This window comes from Pseudomonas sp. PKS, assembly GCF_051913525.1.
GTDB lineage: Bacteria > Pseudomonadota > Gammaproteobacteria > Pseudomonadales > Pseudomonadaceae > Aquipseudomonas > Aquipseudomonas guariconensis_D.
In genome coordinates, this window is record NZ_JBEGDO010000015.1 from 86,342 (window position 1) to 110,589 (window position 24,248).

General features: G+C 64.4%; 26 protein-coding genes. 9 read left to right on the forward strand and 17 right to left on the reverse strand.

Annotated elements, in window-relative coordinates; genetic code table 11:
* Positions 1–167 precede the first annotated feature (167 nt).
* The 4 genes from ABOA88_RS16300 to ABOA88_RS16315 are packed head-to-tail and all read right to left on the reverse strand — an operon-like array spanning position 168 to position 3,846.
* Positions 168–1,085: a biotin-dependent carboxyltransferase family protein gene (locus ABOA88_RS16300; RefSeq protein ID WP_196168889.1), complete on the reverse strand. Its 918-nt coding sequence runs from the start codon at positions 1,083–1,085 to the stop codon at positions 168–170.
* Positions 1,082–1,777 carry a 5-oxoprolinase subunit PxpB gene (pxpB, locus tag ABOA88_RS16305; protein WP_196168888.1) on the reverse strand — a complete coding sequence of 232 codons (696 nt, stop codon included), beginning with the start codon at positions 1,775–1,777 and terminating at the stop codon, positions 1,082–1,084. Before pxpB ends, ABOA88_RS16300 begins: the two co-directional genes overlap by 4 nt.
* Positions 1,774–2,553 carry a 5-oxoprolinase subunit PxpA gene (locus tag ABOA88_RS16310; protein WP_367851798.1) on the reverse strand — a complete coding sequence of 260 codons (780 nt, stop codon included), beginning with the start codon at positions 2,551–2,553 and terminating at the stop codon, positions 1,774–1,776. Before ABOA88_RS16310 ends, pxpB begins: the two co-directional genes overlap by 4 nt.
* Before the next feature lie 9 nt (positions 2,554–2,562).
* Positions 2,563–3,846 (reverse strand): MFS transporter, encoded by a 1,284-nt coding sequence (locus ABOA88_RS16315; protein WP_367851797.1) that lies wholly within the window; start codon positions 3,844–3,846, stop codon positions 2,563–2,565.
* 130 nt (positions 3,847–3,976) lie between these two features.
* Between ABOA88_RS16315 and ABOA88_RS16320 the strand changes: the two genes are divergently transcribed.
* Positions 3,977–4,888: a LysR family transcriptional regulator gene (locus ABOA88_RS16320; RefSeq protein WP_367851796.1), complete on the forward strand. Its 912-nt coding sequence runs from the start codon at positions 3,977–3,979 to the stop codon at positions 4,886–4,888.
* Between the two features lie 117 nt (positions 4,889–5,005).
* Here ABOA88_RS16320 and ABOA88_RS16325 read toward each other — a convergent pair whose 3' ends face one another.
* Genes ABOA88_RS16325 through ABOA88_RS16335 form a run of 3 tightly spaced genes read right to left on the reverse strand, consistent with a single transcriptional unit; the run spans position 5,006 to position 6,833 of the window.
* Complete coding sequence (locus ABOA88_RS16325) at positions 5,006–5,527, reverse strand: DUF2937 family protein (protein WP_196168884.1); 522 nt, start codon at positions 5,525–5,527, stop codon at positions 5,006–5,008.
* A gap of 12 nt (positions 5,528–5,539) precedes the next feature.
* Positions 5,540–6,313 carry a class II glutamine amidotransferase gene (locus ABOA88_RS16330; RefSeq protein ID WP_196168883.1) on the reverse strand — a complete coding sequence of 258 codons (774 nt, stop codon included), beginning with the start codon at positions 6,311–6,313 and terminating at the stop codon, positions 5,540–5,542.
* Positions 6,314–6,329: 16 nt separating this feature from the next.
* Positions 6,330–6,833 (reverse strand): MFS transporter, encoded by a 504-nt coding sequence (locus ABOA88_RS16335; RefSeq protein WP_196168882.1) that lies wholly within the window; start codon positions 6,831–6,833, stop codon positions 6,330–6,332.
* A gap of 173 nt (positions 6,834–7,006) precedes the next feature.
* Between ABOA88_RS16335 and ABOA88_RS16340 the strand changes: the two genes are divergently transcribed.
* Entirely contained in the window at positions 7,007–9,049 is a 2,043-nt protein-coding gene (locus tag ABOA88_RS16340) for a S9 family peptidase (RefSeq protein WP_367851795.1), read from the forward strand.
* Between the two features lie 19 nt (positions 9,050–9,068).
* Here the strand turns inward: ABOA88_RS16340 and ABOA88_RS16345 are convergent, their stop codons facing one another.
* Entirely contained in the window at positions 9,069–9,347 is a 279-nt protein-coding gene (locus ABOA88_RS16345; protein ID WP_367851794.1) for a hypothetical protein, read from the reverse strand.
* Positions 9,348–9,480: 133 nt separating this feature from the next.
* Between ABOA88_RS16345 and ABOA88_RS16350 the strand changes: the two genes are divergently transcribed.
* The 3 genes from ABOA88_RS16350 to ABOA88_RS16360 all read left to right on the forward strand — a co-directional run bounded on the left by ABOA88_RS16350 (position 9,481) and on the right by ABOA88_RS16360 (position 10,803).
* A complete protein-coding gene (locus ABOA88_RS16350; RefSeq protein ID WP_043215477.1) occupies positions 9,481–9,852 on the forward strand; it encodes a YajD family HNH nuclease in 372 nt (123 codons plus the stop codon).
* A 69-nt stretch (positions 9,853–9,921) separates the two neighbouring features.
* Positions 9,922–10,392, forward strand: coding sequence for an RNA methyltransferase (locus tag ABOA88_RS16355; RefSeq protein WP_043215476.1), 471 nt, complete (start codon positions 9,922–9,924; stop codon positions 10,390–10,392).
* Between the two features lie 129 nt (positions 10,393–10,521).
* Positions 10,522–10,803, forward strand: a complete 282-nt coding sequence (locus ABOA88_RS16360; protein WP_043215502.1) for a YgaP family membrane protein — start codon at positions 10,522–10,524, stop codon at positions 10,801–10,803.
* 97 nt (positions 10,804–10,900) lie between these two features.
* Here the strand turns inward: ABOA88_RS16360 and ABOA88_RS16365 are convergent, their stop codons facing one another.
* Both ABOA88_RS16365 and ABOA88_RS16370 read right to left on the reverse strand, forming a co-directional pair.
* Positions 10,901–12,109: a hypothetical protein gene (locus ABOA88_RS16365; protein WP_196168879.1), complete on the reverse strand. Its 1,209-nt coding sequence runs from the start codon at positions 12,107–12,109 to the stop codon at positions 10,901–10,903.
* A 50-nt stretch (positions 12,110–12,159) separates the two neighbouring features.
* The gene (locus ABOA88_RS16370) at positions 12,160–12,609 is read right to left on the reverse strand and encodes a YcgN family cysteine cluster protein (protein ID WP_043215470.1); all 450 of its coding nucleotides are present in this window, start codon (positions 12,607–12,609) and stop codon (positions 12,160–12,162) included.
* A 219-nt stretch (positions 12,610–12,828) separates the two neighbouring features.
* Here ABOA88_RS16370 and ABOA88_RS16375 point away from each other — a divergent pair, with 219 nt between their 5' ends.
* Complete coding sequence (locus ABOA88_RS16375) at positions 12,829–13,422, forward strand: nitroreductase family protein (protein WP_196168877.1); 594 nt, start codon at positions 12,829–12,831, stop codon at positions 13,420–13,422.
* Between the two features lie 93 nt (positions 13,423–13,515).
* On the opposite strand, the gene ABOA88_RS16380 is transcribed toward ABOA88_RS16375, so the two are convergent.
* From ABOA88_RS16380 to ABOA88_RS16400, 5 genes are all read right to left on the reverse strand, one after another.
* Positions 13,516–14,448: a D-2-hydroxyacid dehydrogenase gene (locus ABOA88_RS16380; RefSeq protein ID WP_367851793.1), complete on the reverse strand. Its 933-nt coding sequence runs from the start codon at positions 14,446–14,448 to the stop codon at positions 13,516–13,518.
* 78 nt (positions 14,449–14,526) lie between these two features.
* Complete coding sequence (locus ABOA88_RS16385) at positions 14,527–14,820, reverse strand: YcgL domain-containing protein (protein ID WP_196168875.1); 294 nt, start codon at positions 14,818–14,820, stop codon at positions 14,527–14,529.
* Complete coding sequence (gene rnd / locus ABOA88_RS16390; protein WP_196168874.1) at positions 14,820–15,950, reverse strand: ribonuclease D; 1,131 nt, start codon at positions 15,948–15,950, stop codon at positions 14,820–14,822. Before rnd ends, ABOA88_RS16385 begins: the two co-directional genes overlap by 1 nt.
* Before the next feature lie 79 nt (positions 15,951–16,029).
* Positions 16,030–17,670: a phosphoethanolamine transferase gene (locus ABOA88_RS16395; RefSeq protein WP_196169146.1), complete on the reverse strand. Its 1,641-nt coding sequence runs from the start codon at positions 17,668–17,670 to the stop codon at positions 16,030–16,032.
* 148 nt (positions 17,671–17,818) lie between these two features.
* Positions 17,819–18,193, reverse strand: a complete 375-nt coding sequence (locus tag ABOA88_RS16400; protein ID WP_367851792.1) for a 5-carboxymethyl-2-hydroxymuconate Delta-isomerase — start codon at positions 18,191–18,193, stop codon at positions 17,819–17,821.
* A gap of 118 nt (positions 18,194–18,311) precedes the next feature.
* Between ABOA88_RS16400 and ABOA88_RS16405 the strand changes: the two genes are divergently transcribed.
* Entirely contained in the window at positions 18,312–18,545 is a 234-nt protein-coding gene (locus tag ABOA88_RS16405) for a YdcH family protein (RefSeq protein ID WP_043215824.1), read from the forward strand.
* A gap of 114 nt (positions 18,546–18,659) precedes the next feature.
* Here ABOA88_RS16405 and ABOA88_RS16410 read toward each other — a convergent pair whose 3' ends face one another.
* On the reverse strand, positions 18,660–19,844 hold the full coding sequence (locus ABOA88_RS16410) for a trans-sulfuration enzyme family protein (protein ID WP_196168872.1): 1,185 nt from the start codon (positions 19,842–19,844) through the stop codon (positions 18,660–18,662).
* A 156-nt stretch (positions 19,845–20,000) separates the two neighbouring features.
* Between ABOA88_RS16410 and ABOA88_RS16415 the strand changes: the two genes are divergently transcribed.
* Positions 20,001–20,459 (forward strand): Lrp/AsnC family transcriptional regulator, encoded by a 459-nt coding sequence (locus ABOA88_RS16415; protein ID WP_043215826.1) that lies wholly within the window; start codon positions 20,001–20,003, stop codon positions 20,457–20,459.
* Between the two features lie 166 nt (positions 20,460–20,625).
* Here the strand turns inward: ABOA88_RS16415 and ABOA88_RS16420 are convergent, their stop codons facing one another.
* Positions 20,626–22,956 carry an FdhF/YdeP family oxidoreductase gene (locus ABOA88_RS16420; RefSeq protein ID WP_367851791.1) on the reverse strand — a complete coding sequence of 777 codons (2,331 nt, stop codon included), beginning with the start codon at positions 22,954–22,956 and terminating at the stop codon, positions 20,626–20,628.
* Between the two features lie 275 nt (positions 22,957–23,231).
* Here ABOA88_RS16420 and moaA point away from each other — a divergent pair, with 275 nt between their 5' ends.
* Positions 23,232–24,236, forward strand: a complete 1,005-nt coding sequence (gene moaA / locus ABOA88_RS16425; protein ID WP_196168870.1) for a GTP 3',8-cyclase MoaA — start codon at positions 23,232–23,234, stop codon at positions 24,234–24,236.
* The last annotated feature ends 12 nt before the right edge of the window (positions 24,237–24,248 follow it).

The window sequence follows — 24,248 nt, forward strand, 5'->3', positions numbered from 1 at the left end:
AACCCGCTCCCACAGGTACAGCACACCCATTGAGGACTGTGCTGCACCTGTGAGCAACTGCCATGCCTAGACCCGTCGCAGGTCAACCCGCACCTACAGGCTTAAACGCATACCTTGTGGGAGCGGCGGTTCGGTGCTCCGATTGACCCGCAATAGGGCCAGCAGCCTCACCGCCAACGTTGCAGATAAGCCTGCTGCTCCTGCCAGGCCAGATCCTGCACCACCGCCCTGAAGCGCACCACCGCCCCGGGCAGGCACTGCGCCAGCTGCGCCAGCGCCAGTGGCGTCAGCGCTCCAAGCCGCGGATACCCACCAATGGTCTGCCGGTCATTGAGCAGCACGATGGGCTGCCCGTCCGGCGGCACCTGTACGGCGCCCAGGGGGATACCCTCCGAGATCATCGGCGCGCCTTGGTAGACCAACTGCGGCCCGAGCAGGCGCATGCCCATGCGGTCGGCGCGGCTGTCCAGGGTCCACTCGCGGTTGAACGCCTCGAACAGGCTGGTGCCACTGAATGCGCCGATCTGGGCGCCCATCACCAGGTCCAGTTCGGGCTTTTGCGGGTAGGTCGGACGCAAATGCTGCGCCACCTCACGCAGGGCCGGCGTCCCCTCGGCGAAGGACAACACCTGCCCTTTGGCCAGGGCTCCCCCTCGCCCATCAAGGCCGCCGAGCGCCTCACGCGCAACGGTCGCGCAACTGCCCAATACCGCCTCGGCCTGGAACCCGCCAGGCGCCGCCACGTAGGCCCGCGCACCTTGCCGAGGCTGGCGAAGAGTCAGGCGCTGGCCCTTGCCCAAACGCAAGCTGCGCCAGGGCTGGACGGGCTGATCGTCGATACGCGCATCCAGGTCTCCACCGGCCAGGGCCAAGGTACAATCGTCCTCGGCGACCAGCGTGAAGCCCCCCAGCGTGACCTCCACCACCGGCGCACCCAGTGCATTGCCCAGTAGCCAGTTGGCCCAGTACATCGCCACCCAATCCAGCGCCCCGCCCTGGGTCACGCCCAGGTGGCGTACGCCGAAGCGCCCAGCATCCTGCAACTGACACAGCGCGGTGCTGGCCTCGATCGTCAATCGCGTCATGCCTGGGCCTCCAACGGGCTGTCGTCGCCACCCAATGCCATGAACTGCTTGTGAGACACCGCCACGAAACGCACCCGATCCCCCGGTTGCAGCAGGCTGTAGCCCTCACGTGCGTGGTCGAACAAGCGCACCGGGGTGCGGCCGATCAGGTTCCAGCCGCCTGGCGAGACCGCCGGGTAGGCGGCGGTCTGGCGCTCGGCAATGCCCACGCTACCCGCTGCCACGCGCTTGCGCGGGGTACTCAGACGCGGGCTGGCCAGGCGTTCGTCCACCAGGCCCATGAAACCGAACCCCGGCGCGAAGCCCAGGGCAAACACCGGATACTCCCGCTCGCTGTGAAGGCGGATCACCTCGGCCTCGCTCAGGCCGCTGCGGGCAGCCAGCACCGGCAGCTCCGGCCCGACGCTGGCGTGGTACCAGACCGGGATCTCATGGCGACGCCCGGCGTTGCCCGCATCCGGCTGCAAATCCGCCAGTGCCCGGTCGATCAGCGCCCGTGCCTGCCTCGGTGCCTGCTCGAACTGCACCATCACGGTGGTATAGGACGGGACCAGATCCACCAGCCCCGCCCCGAAGGCCGTGCGCAGTCGCTGGCTGGCAGCCAGGATCCACGGCATGTTGGCCTCATCGATGACGTCGAACAGGCGCACCATCAAGCTGTCGATGGCCACCACCTCGATGCGTGGGTTCATGGCTGCACCAGGGCGTCGAGGGCCTGGCGGATCTGCCGCACGGCCGCCACGGAGCTGTCGTTGTCGCCATGCACGCAGAGGGTACCGGCATCCAGACGCACGGCGCTGCCGTCATCGGCCACCAGCGCCTCACCACGGGCCAGGCGCAAGGCCTGCTCGATCACCAGGGCCGGGTCGTGATGCACCGCGCCGGGCAGGCGCCGGGACACCAGGTGACCGCTGGCGGTATAGGCCCGGTCGGCAAAGGCCTCGAACCACAACGGCACACCGATGGCCTCGCCCAGGGCGCGTGCGGCGCTGTCGTCGGCGGTGGCCATGAGCATCACCGGCAGGCCCGCATCATAGGCGGCCACGGCCTCGAGCACTGCGCGCAGCTTGAGCGGGTCGGCCATCATGTCGTTGTACAGCGCGCCATGGGGTTTGACGTAGGCCACGCGGCTGCCCAGCACTTTGCAGATCCCCTCCAGCGCGCCGATCTGGTAGTGCAGCATGTCTCGGATTTCCTCGTTGCTGCACGCCATGGAGCGGCGGCCGAAACCGACCAGGTCCGGGTAGGCCGGGTGCGCGCCGATGGTCACGCCGTGCTCCAGTGCCAGGGCCACGGTGCGGCGCATGGTGCCTGGGTCGCCTGCGTGGTAGCCGCAAGCGATGTTGGCGCAATCGATGTAAGGCATCACCTCGGCATCCAGGCCCATGCGCCAACTGCCGAAACTCTCGCCCATGTCGCAATTGAGTAGCAGGCGTTTCACCGGTCGAACTCTCTTGTGGTTGTTCATGTGCCTACCTTACCGTGCCTGGAGTTCTTTGCCGCGTGTTTCAGGCAGGCTCAGGGCCGCGAGGATCACCACACCGTAGGACACCGCGGCAAAACCACCAATGCCCAGGCCCAAGGGCACTTTCTGGCTGAGTATCCCGATCAGCAGCGGGAAGAACGCTGCGATGGCGCGCCCCACGTTGTAGCAGAAGCCCTGCCCCGAACCGCGAATGCGGGTGGGGAACAGCTCGGTCAGGAAGGCCCCCATGCCACTGAAGATGCCCGAGGCGAAGAACCCCAGCGGAAAGCCCAGCCACAGCATGACGCCGTCACTGACCGGGATCTGGGTGTAGAGCAGCACGATGACGAACGAGCCGACGGCGAACAGGATGAAGTTCTTCTTGCGGCCCAGCAGATCAGTCAGGTACGCGCTGATCACATAACCCACGTAGGAGCCGACGATGACCATGGCCAGGTAGCCGCCGGTGCCCAGCACGCTCAGGCCACGCTCGTTCTTGAGGAAGGTCGGCAGCCAGGAGGTGATCGCGTAGTAACCGCCCAAGGCGCCGGTCGTCAGCAGCGAGGCACGCAGGGTGGTCCAGAGCATGCCCGGGGCGAAGATTTCATAAAAATGCGACGGCGCCTGGGACTTTTCCACTGCCTTGGCTTGGCGGTATACCTCTGGGTCCTTGACCAGGCGACGGACGAAGATCACGAACACTGCGGGCACGATGCCCAGCAGGAACAGCGCCCGCCAAGCCTGCTCCGGCGGCAGGAAGGAGAACAGCAGCGCATAGAGGATCGCCGTCAGTCCCCAGCCGATGGCCCAGCCGGACTGCACCATGCCCACGGCCTTGCCTCGGTCCTGGGCGCGGATGACCTCACCGATCAGCACCGCGCCGGCCGTCCACTCGCCGCCAAAGCCAAAGCCCATCAGGGTCCGGGCGATCAGCAACTGCTCATAGCTCTGGGCGAAGCCGCACAGGAAGGTGAAGAAGGCGAACCACAGCACGGTCAGTTGCAGGGTGCGCACCCGGCCGATGCGGTCGGAGAGAATGCCGGCGATCCAGCCGCCCAGGGCCGAGGCGATCAGGGTGCTGGTATGGATCAGCCCGGCCTCGGCGGTGGTGATGCCCCACATCAGGATCAACGTGGGGATGACAAAGCTCAGCATCTGGGTATCCATGCCATCAAGGCCGTAGCCGATCTTGCAGCTCCAGAAGGTACGTCGTTGCTGACGGTCGATGTCGCGGTACCAGGCGAAGGGGCCGTTGGACGGCCGGGGGGCTGCCTGCTGCACGCCGGTTGGGTTCATGATTGCCTCGGCTTGTTGGTATTGTTCTATGGGCGACGTGTTGCGTCGCGGCCTGGGCGTCATTGTTCAGAGGCCGTGCGCCGGGCGTCCAACGATAAAAACCGCCGGTCTGGAACAAGAAAAACTGATCATGAACCTTCGCTTCCTCGAAACCTTCGTCTGGGTTGCCCGGCTCAAGAGCTTTCGCCTCACCGCCGAGAAGCTCTTCACCACCCAGGCCTCGGTGTCCAGCCGCATCGCCGCGCTGGAGGCGGATTTGGGCGTGAAGCTGTTGCTGCGCGATTCGCGCGGGGTCAGCCTGACACCGGAGGGCAGCAAGGTGCTCGAATATGCCGAGCGCATGCTCGACACCGCCAAGGCCATGAAACAGTCGCTGGACACTGACCGGGCCAAGGTCGGGCGGATCCGCATCGGCGTGATGGACACGGTGATCCACACCTGGATGAGTGCCCTGGTGGCCGAACTGACCGAGCACTACCCGCAGGTGGAGATCGAGCTGGTGGCCGACACCGCGCTGAACCTGCGCGAGCAGCTGCAGAAGGGCTTTCTCGACGTGATCCTACAGACCGACCTGCTGCGCCAGGAGTCGATCCGCAGCCTGGACCTGGCACGCTACCCCATGGGCTGGATCGTCGCCGCGGGCTCGTCCCAGCAGCGTGACTATGCCTCGCTGGCCGAGCTTGCCCGCGAGCGGATCATCACCTTCTCGAAGAACTCACGCCCGCACCAGGAGGTGCTCAGCCTGCTGCAGGCGGCCGGCGCCCAGACACCTCGTTTGAACTGCGTGAATTCGGTGGCGGCCATCACCCGCCTGCTGCGCGATGGCTTCGGCATCGGCGCCCTGCCTCCGGCGCTGGTCGATACCGAACTTGCCCGGGGCGAGCTGGTGCTGCTGGGTGGTTTGCAACCACCGCCGAGCCTTGAGCTGGTGGTGGCCTGGCAGACCGGGGTGGAGCTGGTGGAAGAAGTGGTGAGCCTGTGCCGGCAGGTACTGGAGCGCTATGCTCAGGACGCGGGGGAGCAGCGGATCGTGCTGGTCTGAGCCGACTGCGGTGATTTCTTCGCGGGTAAACCCACTCCCACAAGGACCGCGTAAGTCTTAAGAGCGACGCAAGCCCGGCGAAGCCTGCGATAGGCCGCCAAGCAGCCCCAGTGGACCCTAGCGCCAGCTCTCTTTGACCGCCTTGCGCCGCCCGCCAAGCACCGCCCAACCAAGCCCCAGCAAGAAGCTTTCGACCACCAGCGCCAGCACGAACCCGGCGCCCAAGCCCCAGCCAATCGCCTCGGGCACCAGCAGGATCTGGTAGCTGTAGCCGTTGAGCGTTTCTTCACGCAGTTGCGGATCGGCCTGCAACAGCACATGCCAGGTTCGGCTCAGCCATGGGCCTTGCAGCGCCTGCCATTCATTCTCCAGCAACTGGTTGCGGATCAGCAGGCTTTCGATGCTGTTGGCATCGCTGTTGAACACCGGGTCATCGCTGCTGCGGTAATGGCGTATGAGGGCTTGCAGGTCACCCTTGAAGAAGCGCTGGGCGGTTTCCTCGAACCCCGAGAGCGCCTCGCGCGACTCGAACAGGTGCGCCTCGACGCGCTGGCTGTAGTCCTTGATCAGCCCCGGAACCTGGAGACCGGCCAACAAGCCGAAAGTGAACAACAGCAACCGCAGGTAACCTCTGAACATGCAATGGCTTCCCTAGCTCTGCCCGTGGGCAATGCACTCGCCATGCCGCCACAAGGCCCATTGACCCGGCTCGTAACGGTGCCAGGTCTCGTTTTCGGTCAGGGCCTCGGTGGCGATCACCGTGACCACGTCATTGGGGGTGGTTTCGGCCTGGAAGTCGACATTCAGGTCGAAGTCCTTGAGCCGCGCCGGTCCGAACGGCGCACGCCGAGTGATGTGCACAAGCTTGGTCGAGCAGAAGCAGAACAACCAATCGCCGTCGCTCAGCAGGCAATTGAACACGCCTTGGCCGCGATAGCCGGCACAGGCTTCGACCAGCACCGGCAACAGCTCTTCGATTTCCACCGGCTCCGGGAAGGCTTCACGCACGCGATTGAGCAAGTCGCAGAAAGCCGCTTCACTGTCGGTGTCCCCCACTGGGCGATAGAACGTGGTCTGGCCACGGAAATCGCCCAACTGGCCGTTGTGCGCGAAGCACCAGTTGCGGCCCCAGAGCTCACGCACGAACGGGTGGGTATTGGACAGGCATACCTTGCCGACGTTGGCCTGTCGGATATGGCCGATGACCACTTCACTCTTGATCGGATAACGCTGCACCAGATTGGCCACTTCCGACTCGCTGCTCGCGGCCGGGTCCTGGAACACCCGCAGGCCACGCCCCTCGTAGAAACCGATACCCCAGCCATCGCGGTGCGGGCCGGTACGCCCACCGCGCTGCATCAGGCCGGTGAAACTGAAGACGATGTCGGTGGGGACATTGGCACTCATGCCCAGCAGTTCGCACATGTTCGATGCCCCCTGCCTACAGACGTGGTTCGACCCGGCCACGGCCGGTGCCGACAGGTGCTGCCGGCACCGGGTCGTCGCGGTAGCGGTCGCGACGGTCGGCGGCGACCGGCGCCTCGACCATCACCTGCTCATCCTCGGCGGCCTGACGTTTGGCGGCGGCATCGGCCTTGGCTCGGCGTTCGCGGGCGCGTTTTTCCAGCGGCCAGCGCACCACCACGAACACCCCGTACAGGATGAACGCGATCAAGCCGTACATGGCCAGATCCGAGGCGGCGCGCCAGGCGTTGTTGCCGACCTTGAAGGCCACGTCCAGCACAGTGATGGCGATGGCCGGCGCGAAGCTTTCCTTGACCGGGTCAACGATGGTGGGCGTCAGCAGCAGCACCGCCAGGACCACCCGCAACGGTTCGCGCAGCCAGCGCCACATCCAGCCAGTGAGCTTGAAACCCACCCACAGGCAGCCCAGGGCGGCAAGGGCGTACAGGCCCCAGGCGAGCGTATAGTCGTTCTCGGTCATGGTGTTCGTGCAAGCCAGGTAAAGAGACGCCTATGATAAACACTTTTGGACCGCGCCGCCCTCTTCGCGGGCAATCCCGCTTCCACAAGTCCGTAGGCATGCGGCTGACCAGTAGGGAGCAGGTTTACCCGCGAACAGGCCCATGCAGCCCGCCCCTTGCCATGAGACTGCCAATGCCCAACATGCCCCAGCCGCCCATTGCACACGCCGACAACGCCCCCGACCCCTACGCTTGGCTGCAACAGCGCGACACCCCCCAAGTGTTGGCCTACCTGAACGCGGAGAATGCCTACCAGCAGGCCTGCCTGGCCGACCAGGCTCCTTTGCGCGATCAGCTGTTCGAGGAGATCAAGGGCCGTATCCTGGAAACCGACCTGTCGCTGCCCTCCCCCTGGGGCCCGTACCTCTACTACACCCGCACCACCGCAGGCGATGAATACCCGCGCCACTACCGCTGCCCGCGCCCAACGGACGACAGCAATACCGTCGATGAAAGCCGCGAAGAACTGCTGCTCGACCCCAATGTGCTGGCCGCTGGCGGCTTCCTCGCACTGGGCTCCTTCAACGTCAGCCCCGACCATCGCCTGCTGGCCTACAGCCTGGATACCAGCGGCGACGAAATCTACACCCTGTACGTCAAGGACCTGACCAGCGGCGCGGTCACCACCCTGCCCTTCGAGGACTGCGACGGCAGCATGACCTGGGCCAACGACAGCCGCACGCTGTTCTTCGCCGAGCTGGACGACACCCATCGCCCGTGGCGCCTGCGCCGTCACACCCTCGGTGAAGACACCGCCCAGAGCGTGTTCGAGGAAGCCGATGGGCGGTTCTTCCTGCATTGCTACCGCACCAGCTCCGAGCGCAAGTTGGTGCTGCTGCTCAACAGCAAGACCACCAGTGAAGCCTGGGTACTGGATGCTGCGACCCCACAGGCCGCATTTACCTGCCTGGCGCCACGGGTCGAGGATCACGAGTACTACCCCGACCACGGCCAACTCGACGGCCAGTGGCGCTGGTTCATCCGTAGCAACCAGGACGGTATCAACTTCGCCCTATACCATGCCCCGGCCGAGCAGGTGCCAACCCGCGACCAGTGGCAAGTGCTGGTCCCGCACCGTGACGACATCATGCTCGAAGGCCTGAGCCTCAATGCCAGCGCGCTGACTTTGAGCCTGCGCGAAGGCGGCCTGCCAATCATCGAAGTGCACCCGCGCGACCTGCCGCCCTACCGCGTCGAGCTGCCGGATGCCGCCTATAGCCTGTACTTGCAAGACAGCCTGGAGTTCGTCAGCCCCCGCGTACGCCTGCGCTACGAAGCGCTCAACCGGCCGGCCCAAGTGCGCCAGCTGGACTTGGCCAGCGGCGCCCAGGCCGTGCTCAAGCAGACGCCGGTACTGGGTGAGTTCGACGCCGACGACTACGTCAGCCAGCGCCTGTGGGCGGTGGCCAAGGACGGTACCCGGGTACCGATCAGCCTGGTGCGCCGCCGTGACGATCTGGGCAAATGCGTGCCGCTCTACCTCTACGGCTATGGTGCCTATGGCGAAAGCCTCGACCCTTGGTTCTCCCATGCCCGTCTGAGCCTGTTGCAACGGGGTGTGGCCTTCGCCATCGCCCATGTGCGTGGGGGCGGCGAGCTGGGCGAGGCCTGGTACCGGGCTGGCAAGCAGGAACACAAGCAAAACAGCTTCGATGACTTCATCGCCTGCGCCGAACACCTGATCGCCGAAGGCGTGACCGACCGCGCGCACCTGGCCATCAGCGGCGGCAGCGCCGGTGGCCTGCTGATAGGTGCGGTGCTCAACCAGCGCCCGGAGCTGTTCCGTTGCGCCATTGCCGAGGTGCCGTTCGTCGATGTGCTCAACACCATGCTCGACCCAGAGCTGCCGCTGACCGTCACCGAGTACGACGAATGGGGCAATCCGCAAGAGCCGGACGTGTACCAGCGGATCAAGGCCTACGCCCCCTACGAGAACCTCAAGGCCCAGGCCTACCCGGCCATGCTGGTGGTCGCCGGCTACAACGACAGCCGCGTGCAGTACTGGGAGGCGGCCAAGTGGGTGGCACGCCTGCGCACCTGCAAGACCGACGACAACCTGCTGCTGCTCAAGACCGAAATGGGCGCCGGCCACGGCGGCATGAGCGGCCGTTACCAAGGGCTGCGCGATGTGGCGCTGGAGTACGCCTTCGTGCTCAACGAGCTGAGGGTGGTGTAAACCACATTTCATGCAGCCGCTAATTCTTGATCGGCGCCTTGGGCGGCTCCGGCTGTAGCCCTGGCACAGGCTGGTCCTTGCGCGGCCCGGGCAGCGGCATCGGCGGCAGCAGCGGCGCACCAGGCTGGTTGTCGCCAGCCTTGGGGGGCGTGCTGGGGGTGATCTGCGGGTAAGGCGTCGGCGTCGGCGTGCCCGGCGCCCCCGGCACGGGCGTGATGATCCGCGGCGTGGACTGGCCCGCAGCCTCAGCCGACGGCGCAAGAGCAAGGATCAATACGGCGAGGATCGCAGGAAACATCAGCAACCTCCTGTCTGGAACCTACCTACAGGCTATGCCCATTCCTGCGTTTTCGCCTGTCCGAGGACAGCGCAGGCGCGCTAGACTCAACGGTATAACCGTCATCCGCCTGAATACAAGAAAGGTAATACCCATGAGCTCGGCCTCTACTTCCGCCGCCACTGCCCGCCTCGACCGCATCCTCGCCGACGCCAAGCGCGACAAGGAAATGGGCTACCGCGACAAGGCCCTGAAGATGTACCCGCACGTCTGCGGCCGCTGCGCCCGCGAGTTCTCCGGCAAGCGCCTGAGCGAGCTGACCGTGCACCACCGCGACCACAACCACGACAATAACCCCCAGGATGGTTCGAACTGGGAGCTGCTGTGCCTGTACTGCCACGACAACGAGCACTCGCGCTACACCGACCAGCAGTATTTCAGCGAAGGCTCCACCAGCACCCCGAGCATCGCCAAGGCGACCCACAACCCCTTCGCCGGCCTTGCGAGCCTGCTCAAGAAAGACTGATCGTCGAATCGCCTCCGCTGCCGCCGGCGAGCCCGTATAATCGCGCTTTTTTGCGAAGGACCCCGGCACGTGGCAAACAAACGGTACAGCTGCATCGGCCTGTTCAATCCCAAGTCGGCAGAGAACGTAGGTTCGGTGATGCGCGCAGCAGGTTGCTACGGCGTCAATTCGGTGTTCTACACCGGCAAACGCTATGAGCGCGCCCGCGACTTCGTCACCGACACCAAACGCGTGCACTACGACATCCCGCTGATCGGTATCGACGATCTGCAGCGCATCATCCCCCTGGGCTGCACACCGGTGGCCGTGGAACTGGTCGAAGGCGCCCGCCCCCTGCCCGAATACACCCATCCCGACCGCGCCCTCTACATCTTCGGCCCCGAAGACGGCAGCCTGAGCGCCGATGTACGGGCCTGGTGCGAGGAAACCATCTACATCCCCACCGAGGGCTGCATGAACCTGGCGGCAACGGTGAACGTGGTGCTGTACGACCGGATGGCCAAGGGGCTCAATACCCGCTCGGGGCCCAAGTTCAAATGAACGCCGCCCTTGCAGAAGCAATGTCTGCTCGCAGTTAAACCCTTTCGAACAGGTTCCGCGTGGCAATCGGACTGAACGGCCAGCAGCCGTAGCGGGTCAGTTGCATACACCCCACACGGAGACCAAGCCATGCGTGATACCCCTTTGCTTGTGCATACCCACAATGTCCACGGCTGGGAGCGTGCCAGCTCCCTGGCGGGCGGCGCGCTGATGATCGGCAAGGGGCTGCGCCACGGCGGTGCGCTCGGGCTGCTGCAGATCGTGGTGGGCGGCATGGCCTTGGCCCGCGGCATCAGCGGACACTGCTCGACCAAGGCGTGGTGGCAGCGTCACAGGGCGGAGTATCTGCGCCTGCGCGATGATATCGAACGCAGTGCGGAGCAGTTGAAGGCGCTCAAGGCCAAAGGCTGAGCCGCGTGCGCGGCGCATTCGCGGGTAAAGTCGCCTCACAGTGGGAACATCGAAACATCTGTGGAGCGGGCTTACCCGCGGACAAACCCTCGGAACTTCAGCGCAGAACCTTGCTGTCCAGCACTTCGGAAGATCGTCCGAGCACGCTCTCGCTGAGCTGGATGAACTCTGCCGTGCTGACACTGGACAGGCGCATCAACGCGCGGGTGACATCGTCCAGCGAGCGTTTGTTCTGGGTGTGTAGGCGAATCTCCCGGTCCAGGGCCTGGAGCAGCAGGACACCGCGGGCGACCTGGGCGGTATCGGCCTTTTCCCCTCTCAGGCGGGTGACCTTGGCCGCCTGCTTGTGCAGGCGCGCCTGCCAGGCCTCGTAACGGTTATCACTGAGCCCCCCAGCCCGGCGCAACAGCTCGGTGGCGTAGTAGTCCGCCAGGCTTTCGCCGAGCCAGTCGCTGCCCTCGCGGTCGTTGATCTGGGCGAATACCTGAACCAACTCACGCATCAAAGGGCTGGCGCCGCTCTCACCGATCAATGGTCGGTTGCTGTGCAGATAGATGGAATTGCGCCCGGCCAGCGCCCCGCGCCACATCTCATCCCGCGCCCCCACCAACAGCAGTTTGGGCGGATTGCGCGGGAACACGGCCTGCACCTGCGGCCAGACGAAAGTCAACAACGTCAGTGTGTCCATCCGGCGTAAACCCTGGCCTTGCGGCGCGGCCACGGTGACCTCCGTCTCGCCCAACCGCGCCCGGCGACTGCCGAGGTTGCCAGCGAGCATCCAGCCGGTCGGGCGGTCGAACAGGCGCGAGACATCGTCGATGCGAAACGTCTGCTTGCCGATGCGGGGCCAGGCGGTTTCTACGCTCTTCCAGCCTGTCGGCAACTCGAACACCAAGCGGGCCACCAGCTCGGTGCCGTCCTGCTGGTCCAGGCGTGCCGGTGGCACCAGCTGGTCCCCGCGGAACAACGCCCAGTGCGGCGTGATGCGGCTTTCATAGGCGCCGCCCCGTGGTTTCTGGTTGAGCTGCACGCGGTAGCTGAGCTGGGTCTTGCCCGAGGCTGGGCGCCAGATCCCCCGCTCGCCCTGCACCTGCCACTGGCCATCGGCGTGAAAATCGCTGTACGCGCTGTGCTTGCCCAGGGCGAAGTCCAGGCTGCGCACCACACTGCCATCGGCAAGGGTCAGGTGTACCTCGGCCTGCCCGCTCGCCGGCAGCAGACGCACCTGGTAATCCAGGTCGACCTTCTTGGCCCAGGCCGGCGTGCAGGCCAAAAGGCCCAGAACCCACAACAAATGGCAGCGCATGCAGAAACTCCTTGTTCCCAAAAGCGAAAGACAAAAAAGGCGCGACGTGATCAACCGGCGCGAAAGATGAGGTGGTCTTCCCAGTCGTCCTCGTCGACGTCGTGCTCGCTGAGCATGCGCCCAGACTGGGAAATACGCTGTTCATGCACTTGGTTGCGATCCCCGCAGACCAGGTGATGCCAGGCAGGCAAGTCCTTGCCTTCGCTGACCAGGCGATAGCCGCAGGTGGTGGGCAACCACTTGAACTGATCGGCCTTGCCCGGGGTGAGCTGGATGCAGTCAGGCACCTGGGCGAAGCGGTTCGGGTAGTCGCTGCACTGACAGGTGGTGAGGTCCAGCAGTTTGCAGGCGATGCGCGTGTAGTAGACGCTGTTGTCGTCCTCGTCCTCGAGCTTCTGCAGGCAGCACAGGCCGCAGCCATCGCACAGCGACTCCCATTCTTGCGGGTCGAGTTGCTCAAGGGTCTTGCGCCGCCAGAAGGGCGCGGTATCGGCGATCATCACACGTGTTCCTGCTTGGGCCAGCGGCATGCTTCAAGCAACACGCTTCAAGCAAGAGCGGGCGTAAACGGCTTTTCTTGTGGCTTGCAGCTTGAAACGCGCAGCTGCCGCCATGGCGGCGCCAGTCTAGAGCCTGTCCCGAACCAAAGCCAGACCGCTTGTCAGTGCCGATCAGACGCAGTAGCGTGCGCGCTTTCCCGTCCATTTGCAGGAGCACGCATGAGCGCCAACCCACGCATCGCCGACTATGCCATCAATGAGCAGTTCATCAACCGCTGGTCGCCACGGGCGTTCACCGCCGAGCCGATCAGCGAGCAGACCCTGCTGAGTTTCCTGGAGGCCGCGCGCTGGGCGCCTTCGGCCTACAATTCCCAACCTTGGCGCTTCCTGTATGCCCGCCGCGACACGGCGAATTGGGAGCGCTACCTGGGCATCCTCAACGAGTTCAACCGCAGCTGGGCGCAACAGGCCTCGGCGCTGGTGCTGGTGATGTCCAAGACCACCTTCGCCGCCCCTGGCTCCAGCGAGGAAAAACCGGCCCTGTGGCACACCTTCGACACCGGTTCCGCCTGGGGCCACCTGGCGCTGCAAGCCAGCATCAGCGGCTGGCACACCCATGGCATGGCCGGTTTCGACCAAGAGCTGGCTCGCAAGGAACTGAAGATCCCCGAAGGCTATGCCCTGCACGCGATGGTGGCGATCGGCAAGCTCGGCGACAAGGCCAGCCTGGCCGAAGCCCTGCAAGCGCGTGAAGAACCAAGCCCACGCCGTCCGCTGAGCGAGCTGGCGGCCGAGGGTGACTTCAGCCTCTGAGGCTGTCCCGGCCCTGATGCGCGGATGAACCCGCTCCTGCAAGAGACCGTGCAGTCTCTGCAAGAGCGGGTTCACCCGCAAACTGCGACCGACTCAGTACCCGCGCTGGAAATCCACTTCTCCGCGCAACGCCTGCCCCGCCTGGTACGCCTGCATGTTCTCGACAAACAACCGCACCATCGCCACTGGCGAGGTGGGCGCCGAGCTGTGCCCGGTCAACAGCAGGCCCCAGGCCGTCCAGAATGGATGCCGCTGAGGCAACGGCTCCTGCCGGCAGACATCGATCACTGCCCCAGCCAAGTGGCCCTGCTTCAAGGCCTCCACCAGGTCGGCATCGACCACTGCCACGCCGCGTCCGGCATTGATGAACAGAGCGCTGGGCTTGAAGCACCTGAACAGCGCTGCATCGTAGAGATCCTGCGTCGCCGGCGTGTCCGGCAGCAGATTGAGCACGTAGTCGGCCTGCGCCACCATGCGCGGCAAGTCCTCGAGCCCGGCCACCTCGACGAAGGGCGCCTGCTCGCGGGCGCTGCTGGCAATGCCATACAAGGTCACGCCGAACGGCACGAGAAACTCGGCGACCCGCTGGCCGATATCGCCTGTGCCCACCACGAGCACCCGACGCCCTTCCAGGGAGCGCCCCGGGCGATCATCCCAACGGCGCTCGACCTGGCTGACCAGACGCGCCAGCACGTCGCGTTCATGAATCAGCATGTAGGTGAGCATGTATTCGGCCATCACCTGGCCGAAGATACCGACCGCACGGGTCAGGCGATAATCACGCGGCAGCCCTTTGGCCAGCAGCGGCGTGATGCCGGCCCACGTGGACTGTATCCACCGGGGCCCATGCCCTTGGCGCAGCAGGCTGGCGAGCAGGTCGGGCTGGCCCAGCCATACCGGGCAGTCAGGCGCCAGACGCGATAATTCGGCGGAATCGCCGCTGGTCACGATATCCAGCTCTGGCGCCGCCTCGCCCAGCAGGCGGGCATAGTTGGCATGATCCTGTTCAGCGATCAGAACGCGCATGTAGAAGACAACCTTGGCAAACAGCGAAAGCGACCCGGCAGGCGGGCCGCTTGACGAACGATGGGGACCGGGCCGGGATCAGGCAGGGTCGTTGCGGCGCAGCAGCTCTTCGGGCAGGTGCTCGATGTAGTCGTCCTCGGGCGGCGGCATCTGCAGGTGGTAACCCTGGTTGTCGAGGTTCTCCAGGACCTTGGTGATGTCCTCACGCGCCAGCTTGCGCTCGGGGGTCAACACCAGGTCGAAGGCATGCACCGGGGTGCCGAAGAAGGGCAGCAGGGCCTCGGGCACTCGCTCCAGACCCTCGGCCTTGAGCACATAGAGGTACATTTCGTTCTTGCGGGGGCTCTTGTAGATCGAACAGATACGTTTCATCAGGATTCTCCGGCGCCTGCCAGGCTGTCCAGCAGGGCCTGGCCCATGCGCTCGCGGCGCCAGCCGCGCAGCGAATCGGGCAGTTGATAGGGGCCGTTGGGGAAGCCGCTCTTGAGCAAGGCTTCGAGGGTTTTCTTGCGCAGCATCAGCTCCGGGGCGATGCCCAGACGCTCGCCTTCGGCCTGGCCGACCGCGCGCAGGCGCTTGAGGATGCCGGAGGCCTCGATCGGCAGCGGCTCGGGCAGGGCTTGCGGCCATTGTTCGGCCGGTAGGCTCGCCGCACGCTTGATCAGGCCCAGCAGGAACTCGCCGTCTTGGCGGATGGTGCGTGGGTGCATGTCGTCGATTCGGGCCAGTGCCGACAGGTTGTCCGGCTGGCTCTTGGCCATCGGCCACAGCGAGTGCTCACGCAGCACACGGTTGCGCGGCAAGTCGCGGCTGCGGGCCTCACGCTCGCGCCAGGCACACAGCTCGCGCAGCACCGCCAGTTGCTGCGGGGCCAGTTTCCAGGCGAGCTTCACATCGCGGTAAAGCGATTCTGGCTCGACTTCGCGGCGCAACTGGGCGACCAGCTCGGCGCCGTCTTCCAGTACCCAGGCGTACTTGTCGTCAGACAAGCGCGGACGCAGGGCACTGAACAGCTCGGCCAAGTGCACGGCGTCTTCGGCAGCGTAGCTGACCTGGGTTTCGGACAATGGCCGCTGCAGCCAGTCCGAACGGGTTTCGCCCTTGGGCAGCTCGATGCCCAGGACCTCTTGCACCAGGCGCGAGTAACCCATGGAGAAGCCGATGTTCAGGTAGCCGGCGGCCAGTTGGGTATCGAACAGCGGTTGCGGCAGCTTGCCGGTCAGGCGCAGGAGCACTTCCAGGTCTTCGCTGCAGGCGTGCAGCACCTTGACCACGCCGTTGTCCTCGAGCAGCTCGGCCAGCGGTTGCCAGTCGCGGATCAGCAAGGGGTCGATCAGAAAGGCCCGGTTGCCTTCACCGACCTGGATCAGGCCGGCCTTGGGATAGAACGTGTCGACCCGCATGAACTCGGTGTCGAGCGCCACGAAGGGCAGCTCGCGCCAGGCCCGGCAGTGTTCGGCCAGGGTCTGGTCATCTCGTATCCAGTGTATTTCGATGCCCACGAGGCTCTCCCACAAATAATGGCGCGCAGTATATACGGCGCGGGCATTGGGGGTGAAACCTGCGCCATCCTTGGTTTGATCAACGGTCGGCGGTCATCCACGGCCGGCAGCTGGCGAACATATCCATCGATTGCTGGTAGACCTCGGTGCGCACCTGCAACAGGCCGAGCATCGAATGGAACAGATTGTCCTGGCTCAGCGGTGCGTCGCGCAGACGGCCCAGGCAGTCGGTGTCGAGGGCGAAGTCCTGGCGGTAGCTGTCGGAGAACCACACCAACAGCGGCACATGGCGCTGTTGCTCAGGCGCCAACATGTAGGGCGTGCCGTGCAGGTAAAGGTTGTATTCGCCCAGCGACTCGCCATGGTCGGACAGGTAGATCATCGCGGTGTCGACCTTGTCCTGACGGCTGCGCAGAAGATCGATCAGCGAGCCCAGCACCTGATCAGTGTAAGCCAGGGTGTTGTCATAGCTGTTGACGATGGCTTGCTGGTCGCACTGGTTGAGGGCGTTGCTCTGGCACACCGGGGTGAAACGCTCGGCGCTGGCCGGGTAGCGCTTGTAGTAGTCCGGGCCATGGCTGCCCATCTGGTGCAGCACCAGCACAGTGTCCTGGCTCAGATTGTCCAGCAGATCGCCGAGGCCCTGCAGGAGGATCTCGTCATGGCACTCACCGTCGGCGCAGAGCTTGGGGTCCTTGAGGTTGCTGACATCGACGACCTGCACCCGGTCGCAGGTGCCCTTGCACCCGGACTGGTTGTCGCGCCACTGCACGCTAAGGCCGGCGCGCTGGAGGATGTCCAGGAGCCCTTCGCGGTTCTTGGCCACGCGAGCGTCGTAGTCCTTGCGCGGCATGCCGGAGAACATGCACGGCACCGACACGGCGGTTTCGGTGCCGCACGAATGCACATCGCTGAAGGCCAGCAAGCCTTGCTCCTGGCTCAGGCGTGGCGTGGTGTCGCGCCCATAACCCAGCACCCCGAAGTTCTCGGCCCGGGCGCTCTCCCCCACCACCAGCACGGTCAGCGACTTGCGTTCGTGGCGCTGCCAGGCACTGGTGTCGCGCTTGGCGTCCTCGCCGTAGTGCTGGAACGGCCGCGCAGCACTGCCCAGGCGCTCGCTCACATAGCCGAACGAGGCCCCGACGATGTTGCTCGGAGTGAGCATCAAGCGGATTTCATGGTGGTTGCGAAACAGCGAAGACAGCCCCTGATAGTTGAGCAGCGCCACCGAGCCCAGGGCCGCCACGCAGGCACCGCTGACCACCAGCTTGCCCAGCAGCTCGCGATACCAGGGCCGATAGGCAATCCTGGCTTTCCACAGCAGCACCGACGGCAGGACGCCGAGCAGGCCTATGTAAAGGGCGAACTTGATCGACAGCAAGTCACGAACTTCGGCCACGTTGGTCTCGGCCATATTGCGGAACATGCCCGTATCGATCAGCACTCCGTACTGGTTCATGAAATAGGCAACGCCCGCGCCACTCATGAACAACACGATCAACAGGGGCTTGAGCACATACCGGAACGCCACCAGGGTCAGCAGCAGGTTGAACGCGAAAAACATCATCACGGCGAAGGCCAATAACAGCCACATCCCCACCATGCCGGGCGGCACGACGGTTTCCAGGTGCTCCCAGAGCGCGGTATTGAACCCGATCAACAGGTAAAGACTGGCCAGCAACGTGACCCATTCGGCCCGCAGTGTTTTTACGTTCAAGATGATGTTCGCAGTCGAGAATTAAGATCGGCCCATGCACCTGGCAGGGCACCGGGAAGGTGGTCCGAACTTTAGAAAGCGCGCCATCAACATTTCGTGAAAAAGACGCCAACAAAGGGTTGGTTGGCATCGTTACAAGATTAAAAGAATTTCATGTTTCCTGGGCGCACAGGCGGCGCTTGGCATACGACTCGCGGTCGATGTCCAGCACCTCCACGCACAGCTGGATATCCAGCCCTTCCCTGGCGGCAATCGCCTCCTGCAGCACCGCCAGCAGACTGGCGGACAACTGCTTTTTCACCTCAGGCGAACGCCCGCTGAGGATCGCCAGGCGCACGTGGGCAAAGGCGCGCTCGACTGGCGCGGTGCCTACCCGGTAGTCGGAAAAAGCCTGGGCGCGACTCTTGATGTCCAACTCGTCGGCGAACTGGCCGCTGCCCACCAGGGTGTGGTTCAGGCGCATCAGCAGCAGATCGACGTTCAGATCGGCCAGGTTGTCGCTGTATTCCAGGTTCAGGTGAGGCATGGCGCGGGTTCCAGGTCAGGGCGGGAGTGCCACAGCCTACTCCAGTCCCGCAACAGGGCAAAGGCGACTATCCTCAAGGTTCAGGACTTTTTGCCAACCCCTGACCCGAGGTGAAGAAATGCCAGTCCCGCATGATCTGCTCGCTGACCTGCACATTTCCGCTGACGATTTCCAGGCGCTGATCGACAAGGACCAGACGCTCCATCAACTGCACAAGGAGTACAACGCCAAGGACAAGGAAGTGGTGGCCGCCGAAGGCAACGGTACCGCTGACGACGCGGTCAATCGCTTGCGCAAGGAGCGGCTGTTGATCAAGGACAAGATCGAACGGATCGTTCATCCCGCCAGATAACATTCCCCCTTCAAAACCATTCGCGGGTGAACCCGCTCCCACAGGCTCAGCAAAAGCCAGTGGGAGCGGGTTCACCCGCGAAAGCGCCCAGACATGCGACGCAAGCGGCTGCCGTTACGCCCCGGCCGACGCCTTGAGACCGGTCTCCAGATCCTCGATCAGGTCGCGGTAGTCTTCGATACCCACCGACAGGCGCAGCAGGTTCTCGCTGATCCCCATCTGCCCCTTCTGCTCAGGGCTCAGGGAGTTGTGCGACATGGTCCAGGAGTGGTTGATCATGCTCTCCACGCCCCCCAGCGAATCGGCCAGCACGAAGATCGACAGCGCTTCTACCAGGCGATTGACCGCGGCGCGGTCGCCCTTGATCTTCATCGCCACCACCGCGCCGCCGCCGCGCATCTGGCGCTTGCACAGCTCATGCTGCGGATGGCTTTCGAGCTGCGGGTAATACACCTGCTCGACCTGCGGATGCCCTTCCAGGAACTGGGCCACGCGCAGGGCGTTGGCGCACTGGCGCTCCATGCGCACGTCGAGGGTCTTGAGCCCACGCAAGGCCAGGTAGCAGTCGAACGGCCCCTGGATCGCGCCCACGGCCATGCTGATCCGGCGCAGGCGCTTGAGCAGCTCATCGTTGGCCGCCACCACCACACCGCCGATCAGGTCGGAGTGACCGCCGATGTACTTGCTCGCCGAGTGCATCACCAGATCGACCCCCAGGGTGATCGGTCGCTGGTTCCAGGGCGAGCAGAAGGTATTGTCGATGCAGGTGAGGATGCCGCGCTCGCGGGCCAGCGTGCACACTGCCTGGATGTCCACCAGGTGCAGCAAGGGGTTGGTTGGCGACTCGATCCAGATCAGTTGGGTCTCGGGGCGGATGGCGGCGGCGACGGCGTCCAAGTCGTTGAGATCGACATAGGTGGTGGTCAGGCCCGAGGTGCGGCTGCGATAGTCCTCCAGCAGGCGGAAGGTACCGCCGTACACGCCGTTCATCACCACGACATGGGCGTCCTTGGACAGCAGCTCCAGCACGGTGGCCGTGGCGCCGACACCCGAAGCGGTGGCGACCGCGCCCACGCCCTCTTCCAGGGCGGCGACGCAGGTTTCATAGGCATGGCGGGTCGGGTTGCTGACCCGGCTGTAGGCGTATTCGGGGTGGTCATCCAGGCCGCGCTTGATGAACGAGCTGGTGGTGACGATGGCCGGGAAGATGGCGTTGTCGGCGACGCTGGTCTGCTCGCCGGCGTGAATGGTGCGGGTGGCGAAATTGCGCGGCTTGTTGTCGGACATGGTCGGGTCCATTGACGATGATGAAGGAGGAAGGCGCCACTATGGCATATCCGCTGCCCGTCGCCGAGCGAGGGATGAATCTGCTGCCTGGGCTATCTGGCTATTCTCGTGATTCTTCAAGCGCGCTAATCTCGAGAAACTTTTTCTCAACGTGCGCCCAATAACGGTATGGACAGTTTCGATCAACACATCCTCACCTTGCTCCAGCGCGATGCTTCCATCTCCCTCAAGGACCTGGCCGAAGCCGTCAATCTCTCGACAACGCCCTGCTGGAAGCGGGTCAAGCGCCTGGAGGACGAGGGTTTCATCCGCGGCCGCGTCGCCCTGCTCGACCCCGAAAAGCTGGGCCTGGGACTGACCGTGTTCGTCCAGCTCAAGACCCAGCGTCACGACAGCGCCTGGCTCGAGCAATTCGCCAGGGTCGTGACCGGGTTCGAGGAAGTGATGGAGGTGTATCGCATGTCCGGCGACTGGGACTACATGCTGCGGGTAGTGGTGGGCGATATCGCCGCGTATGACCGCTTCTACAAGAAGCTGATCACCAGCACCGATGGCCTTTCGAACATCACCTCGAGCTTTGCCATGGAGCAGATGAAGTACACCACGGCGTATCCGGTGCACCGCTAGAGCGTGGTGGCCCTTTCGCAGGAAAACCCGCTCCCACAAGGTGGACTGCCCCAAGGGTTGGATTGACGTCCAACTCCCGGGAAGCAGTCCACGGCTTGCGGTGAGCCTGTGGGTGCGGGTTTACCCGCGAAAGCGTCGGAGCAGTCAACGCTGCAATACAAGAGATTTAAACCTTGACCAGAGACGCCTCGATCCGATTCCCGGGACGTGCCTTTTCCAGCTTGATCGCCACGAACTTCGACGTCGGGGTGTAGGTCCCCTCGCCGTAGCTGTCCAGCGGCACCAGCGGATTGGTCTCCGGGTAGTAGGCCGCCGCCTGGCCCTCGGGCAGGTCGTAGGCCACCAGACGAAAGCCCGATACGCGCCGCTCACGACCATCTTCCCACAGCGACACCATGTCCACCTGCTCGTCGGGCTCGAAGCCCAGGCGGCGGATGTCAGCCTCGTTGGCGAACACCACCTCGCGCAGGCCGAACACGCCCCGGTAGCGGTCGTCCAGACCATACAGTGTCGTGTTGTACTGATCGTGCGAGCGCAGGGTCTGCAGGATCAGGTCCGGCTTGTCGCCGCGGGCCAGAACCTTGGCGTTGACCAGTTGTTCAGGCAATTCACTGGGGGTGAACTGGGCCTTGCCGGTCGCCGTGTTCCACGTACGATCGGCGGCCGCGTTGCCCAGGTGGAAACCACCCGGCTGCGCCAGACGCGCGTTGAAATCGGTAAAGCCTGGGATCACATCGGCAATCAGTTCGCGGATGCGCCCATAGTCGCCGATCACCCATTCCCAATCGATCGGATGATTGCCCAGGGTCGCCTTGGCCATGCCGGCAACGATTGCCGGCTCCGAACGCAGGTGCGGCGAGCGGGGTTTGAGCTGGCCGTGGGAGATATGCACCATGCTGAAGGTGTCCTCCACGGTGACGCCTTGCGGGCCTTCGGCCTGCAGGTCGATCTCGGTGCGGCCCAGGCACGGCAGGATCAACGCATCACGGCCAGTCACCAGGTGCGAGCGGTTGAGCTTGGTGGAGATGTGCACCGTCAGTTCGCAGTTGCGCATCGCCGCATGGGTGCGCGGTGTATCGGGCGTGGCCTGGGCGAAGTTGCCACCCAAGCCGATGAACACCTTGGCGCGCCCCTCTTCCATGGCCTTGATCGCCAGCACGGCGTTATCGCCATGCTCGCGGGGGACCTTGAACTGGAAGCGTTTTTCCAGGGCATCGAGCAAGCGGGCCGGGGGCTTCTCGTCGATGCCCATGGTGCGGTCACCCTGCACGTTGCTGTGGCCGCGTACCGGCGACAGGCCCGCGCCGGGCTTGCCGACATTACCGCGCAGCAGTTGCAGGTTGACGATCTCCTGCACAGTCGGCACCGAGTGGCGGTGCTGGGTCACGCCCATGGCCCAGCACATGATCACCCGCTCGGCCTTGCGGTACATACGCGCGGCCAGCTCGATCTCGACCAGGCTCAGGCCGGACTGTTCGACGATGTGCTCCCAGGAGGTCGCGTCCACCGCTGCCAGATAGGCCTCCAGGCCATCGGTATGCTCGGCGATGAAGGCGTGGTCGAAGACGGCCGGCTCGCCCTTGGCCTGGGCCTCGCGTTCCCACAGCAGCAGGAACTTGGCAATGCCGCGCATCACCGCCATGTCGCCGCCCAATGCCGGGCGGAAGTACGCGGTGTTGGTCGGCTCCGAGCCGTTGCTGAGCATCTCGAAGGGGTGCTGCGGATGCTGGAAACGCTCCAGGCCACGCTCCTTGAGCGGGTTGAAGCACACCACCTGGGCACCGCGCTTGACCGCTTCGCGCAGCGGTTCGAGCATGCGCGGGTGGTTGGTGCCGGGGTTCTGGCCGATGACGAAGATCGCGTCGGCGTCCTCCAGGTCATGGAACACCACGGTGCCCTTGCCTACCCCCAAGGTGCTGGACATGCCCACGCCACTGGCTTCGTGGCACATGTTCGAGCAATCCGGGAAGTTGTTGGTGCCAAAGGCGCGCACGAACAGTTGGTACAGAAATGCCGCCTCGTTGCTGGCCCGGCCCGAGGTGTAGAACTCGGCCTGGTCGGGCGACTCCAAAGCGTTGAGGTGCCGGGCAACCAAGGCGAAAGCCTCCTCCCAGGAGGTTTCCACATAATGGTCAGTGGCCGCGTCGTAGCGCATGGGGTGGGTCAGTCGGCCCTGGTACTCAAGCCAATAGTCGCTCTGCTCGGCCAGGGCGCTGACGCTGTACTTGGCGAAGAACGCCGGATCCACCGAACGCCCGGTGGCCTCCCAGTTGACCGCCTTGGCGCCGTTCTCACAGAACTTGACCATGTCGCTTTCCGGCGACTCGCCCCAGGCACAACCGGGGCAGTCGAAGCCGCCGTTCTGGTTGGTCTTGAGCATCATGCGCAGGTTCTTGAAGGCGTTCTCGCTGCCCAGCCAGGCCTTGGTCACACTCTTGAGCGCACCCCAGCCGGCGGCGGGGCCGTTGTAATCCCTGATGTGGTTGTCTTCGCTCATGGGGTCCTCGGGCGCTTGAAAATGCACCGGCAGTAAATCTCCGGCTTTTTTTCAGCCTATGAAGAGCGACCCCAACGCGTCCAATCGATATGCCTGACAGCGTGATAAACGGTTTCGATCAAGGCCCACAGGCCGCGTATTTCGTGGCCTGCAGCCATGATAGAGGAGACTGATCGATTAGTCGGGCAAAGCAATTTGACGGAGGTGCGTACAGGTTATAGCTTGAAACGTGTCTGCGGCGACCCGCCGCTTCACCTAACCTGCAGAGCACGATCGTGGAAGAAAACACCCGGGCACTGATCGACGGATTCAATCGGCGCATCGACTATCTGCGGATGTCGGTGACCGACCGCTGCGACTTCCGTTGCGTCTACTGCATGGCCGAAGACATGCAGTTCCTGCCACGCCAGCAGATCCTCAGCCTTGAGGAGCTGTACCAGGTGGCCGAACGTTTCGTCGCCCTGGGGACCCGCAAGATCCGTCTGACCGGTGGCGAGCCCCTGGTACGCCAGGGCATCGTCGAGCTGTGCGCACGTATCGCCGCGCTGCCTGGTCTGCGCGAGCTGTGCCTGACCAGCAACGGCTCGCAATTGGGCCGCCTGGCCCAGCCGCTGTTCGATGCCGGTGTATCACGCCTGAACATCAGCCTCGACAGCCTCGATGCCGAGCGTTTCCGCAGCCTGACCCGCACGGGCGACTTGAACCAGGTGATCGCCGGCATCGACGCCGCGCGCAGCGCCGGTTTCCAGCGCACCAAGCTCAATTGCGTGGTGCTCAAAGGCCGCAATGACCATGAAATCGTCGACTTGGTGCGCTTTGCCGTCGATCGGGAACTGGACATCTCCTTCATTGAGGAAATGCCCCTGGGTGTGATCAATGAGCATGAGCGCGGCGAGTCCTACTGCTCCAGCGATGATGTGCGCGCACGCATCGCCGAGCATTTCACCCTGGTCGAGTCGGCCGAATCGTCCCAGGGCCCGGCCCGTTACTGGCGTCTGGCCGAAGCGCCGCAGACCCGGGTCGGCTTCATCTCGCCCCACAGTCACAACTTCTGCGCCACCTGCAACCGCGTGCGCCTCACCGTCGAGGGCCGCCTGCTGCTGTGCCTGGGCAACGAGCACTCGATGGACCTCAAGCAGATCCTGCGCGCCCACCCAGGCGACGCCGAGCGCCTGGAACGGGCCATTCGCGACGCCATGCAGCTCAAGCCCTACCGCCATCACTTCGAAGTCGGCGGCGAGGTGCAGATCCTGCGCTTCATGAACATGACCGGCGGCTGACCGGCCGCCTCT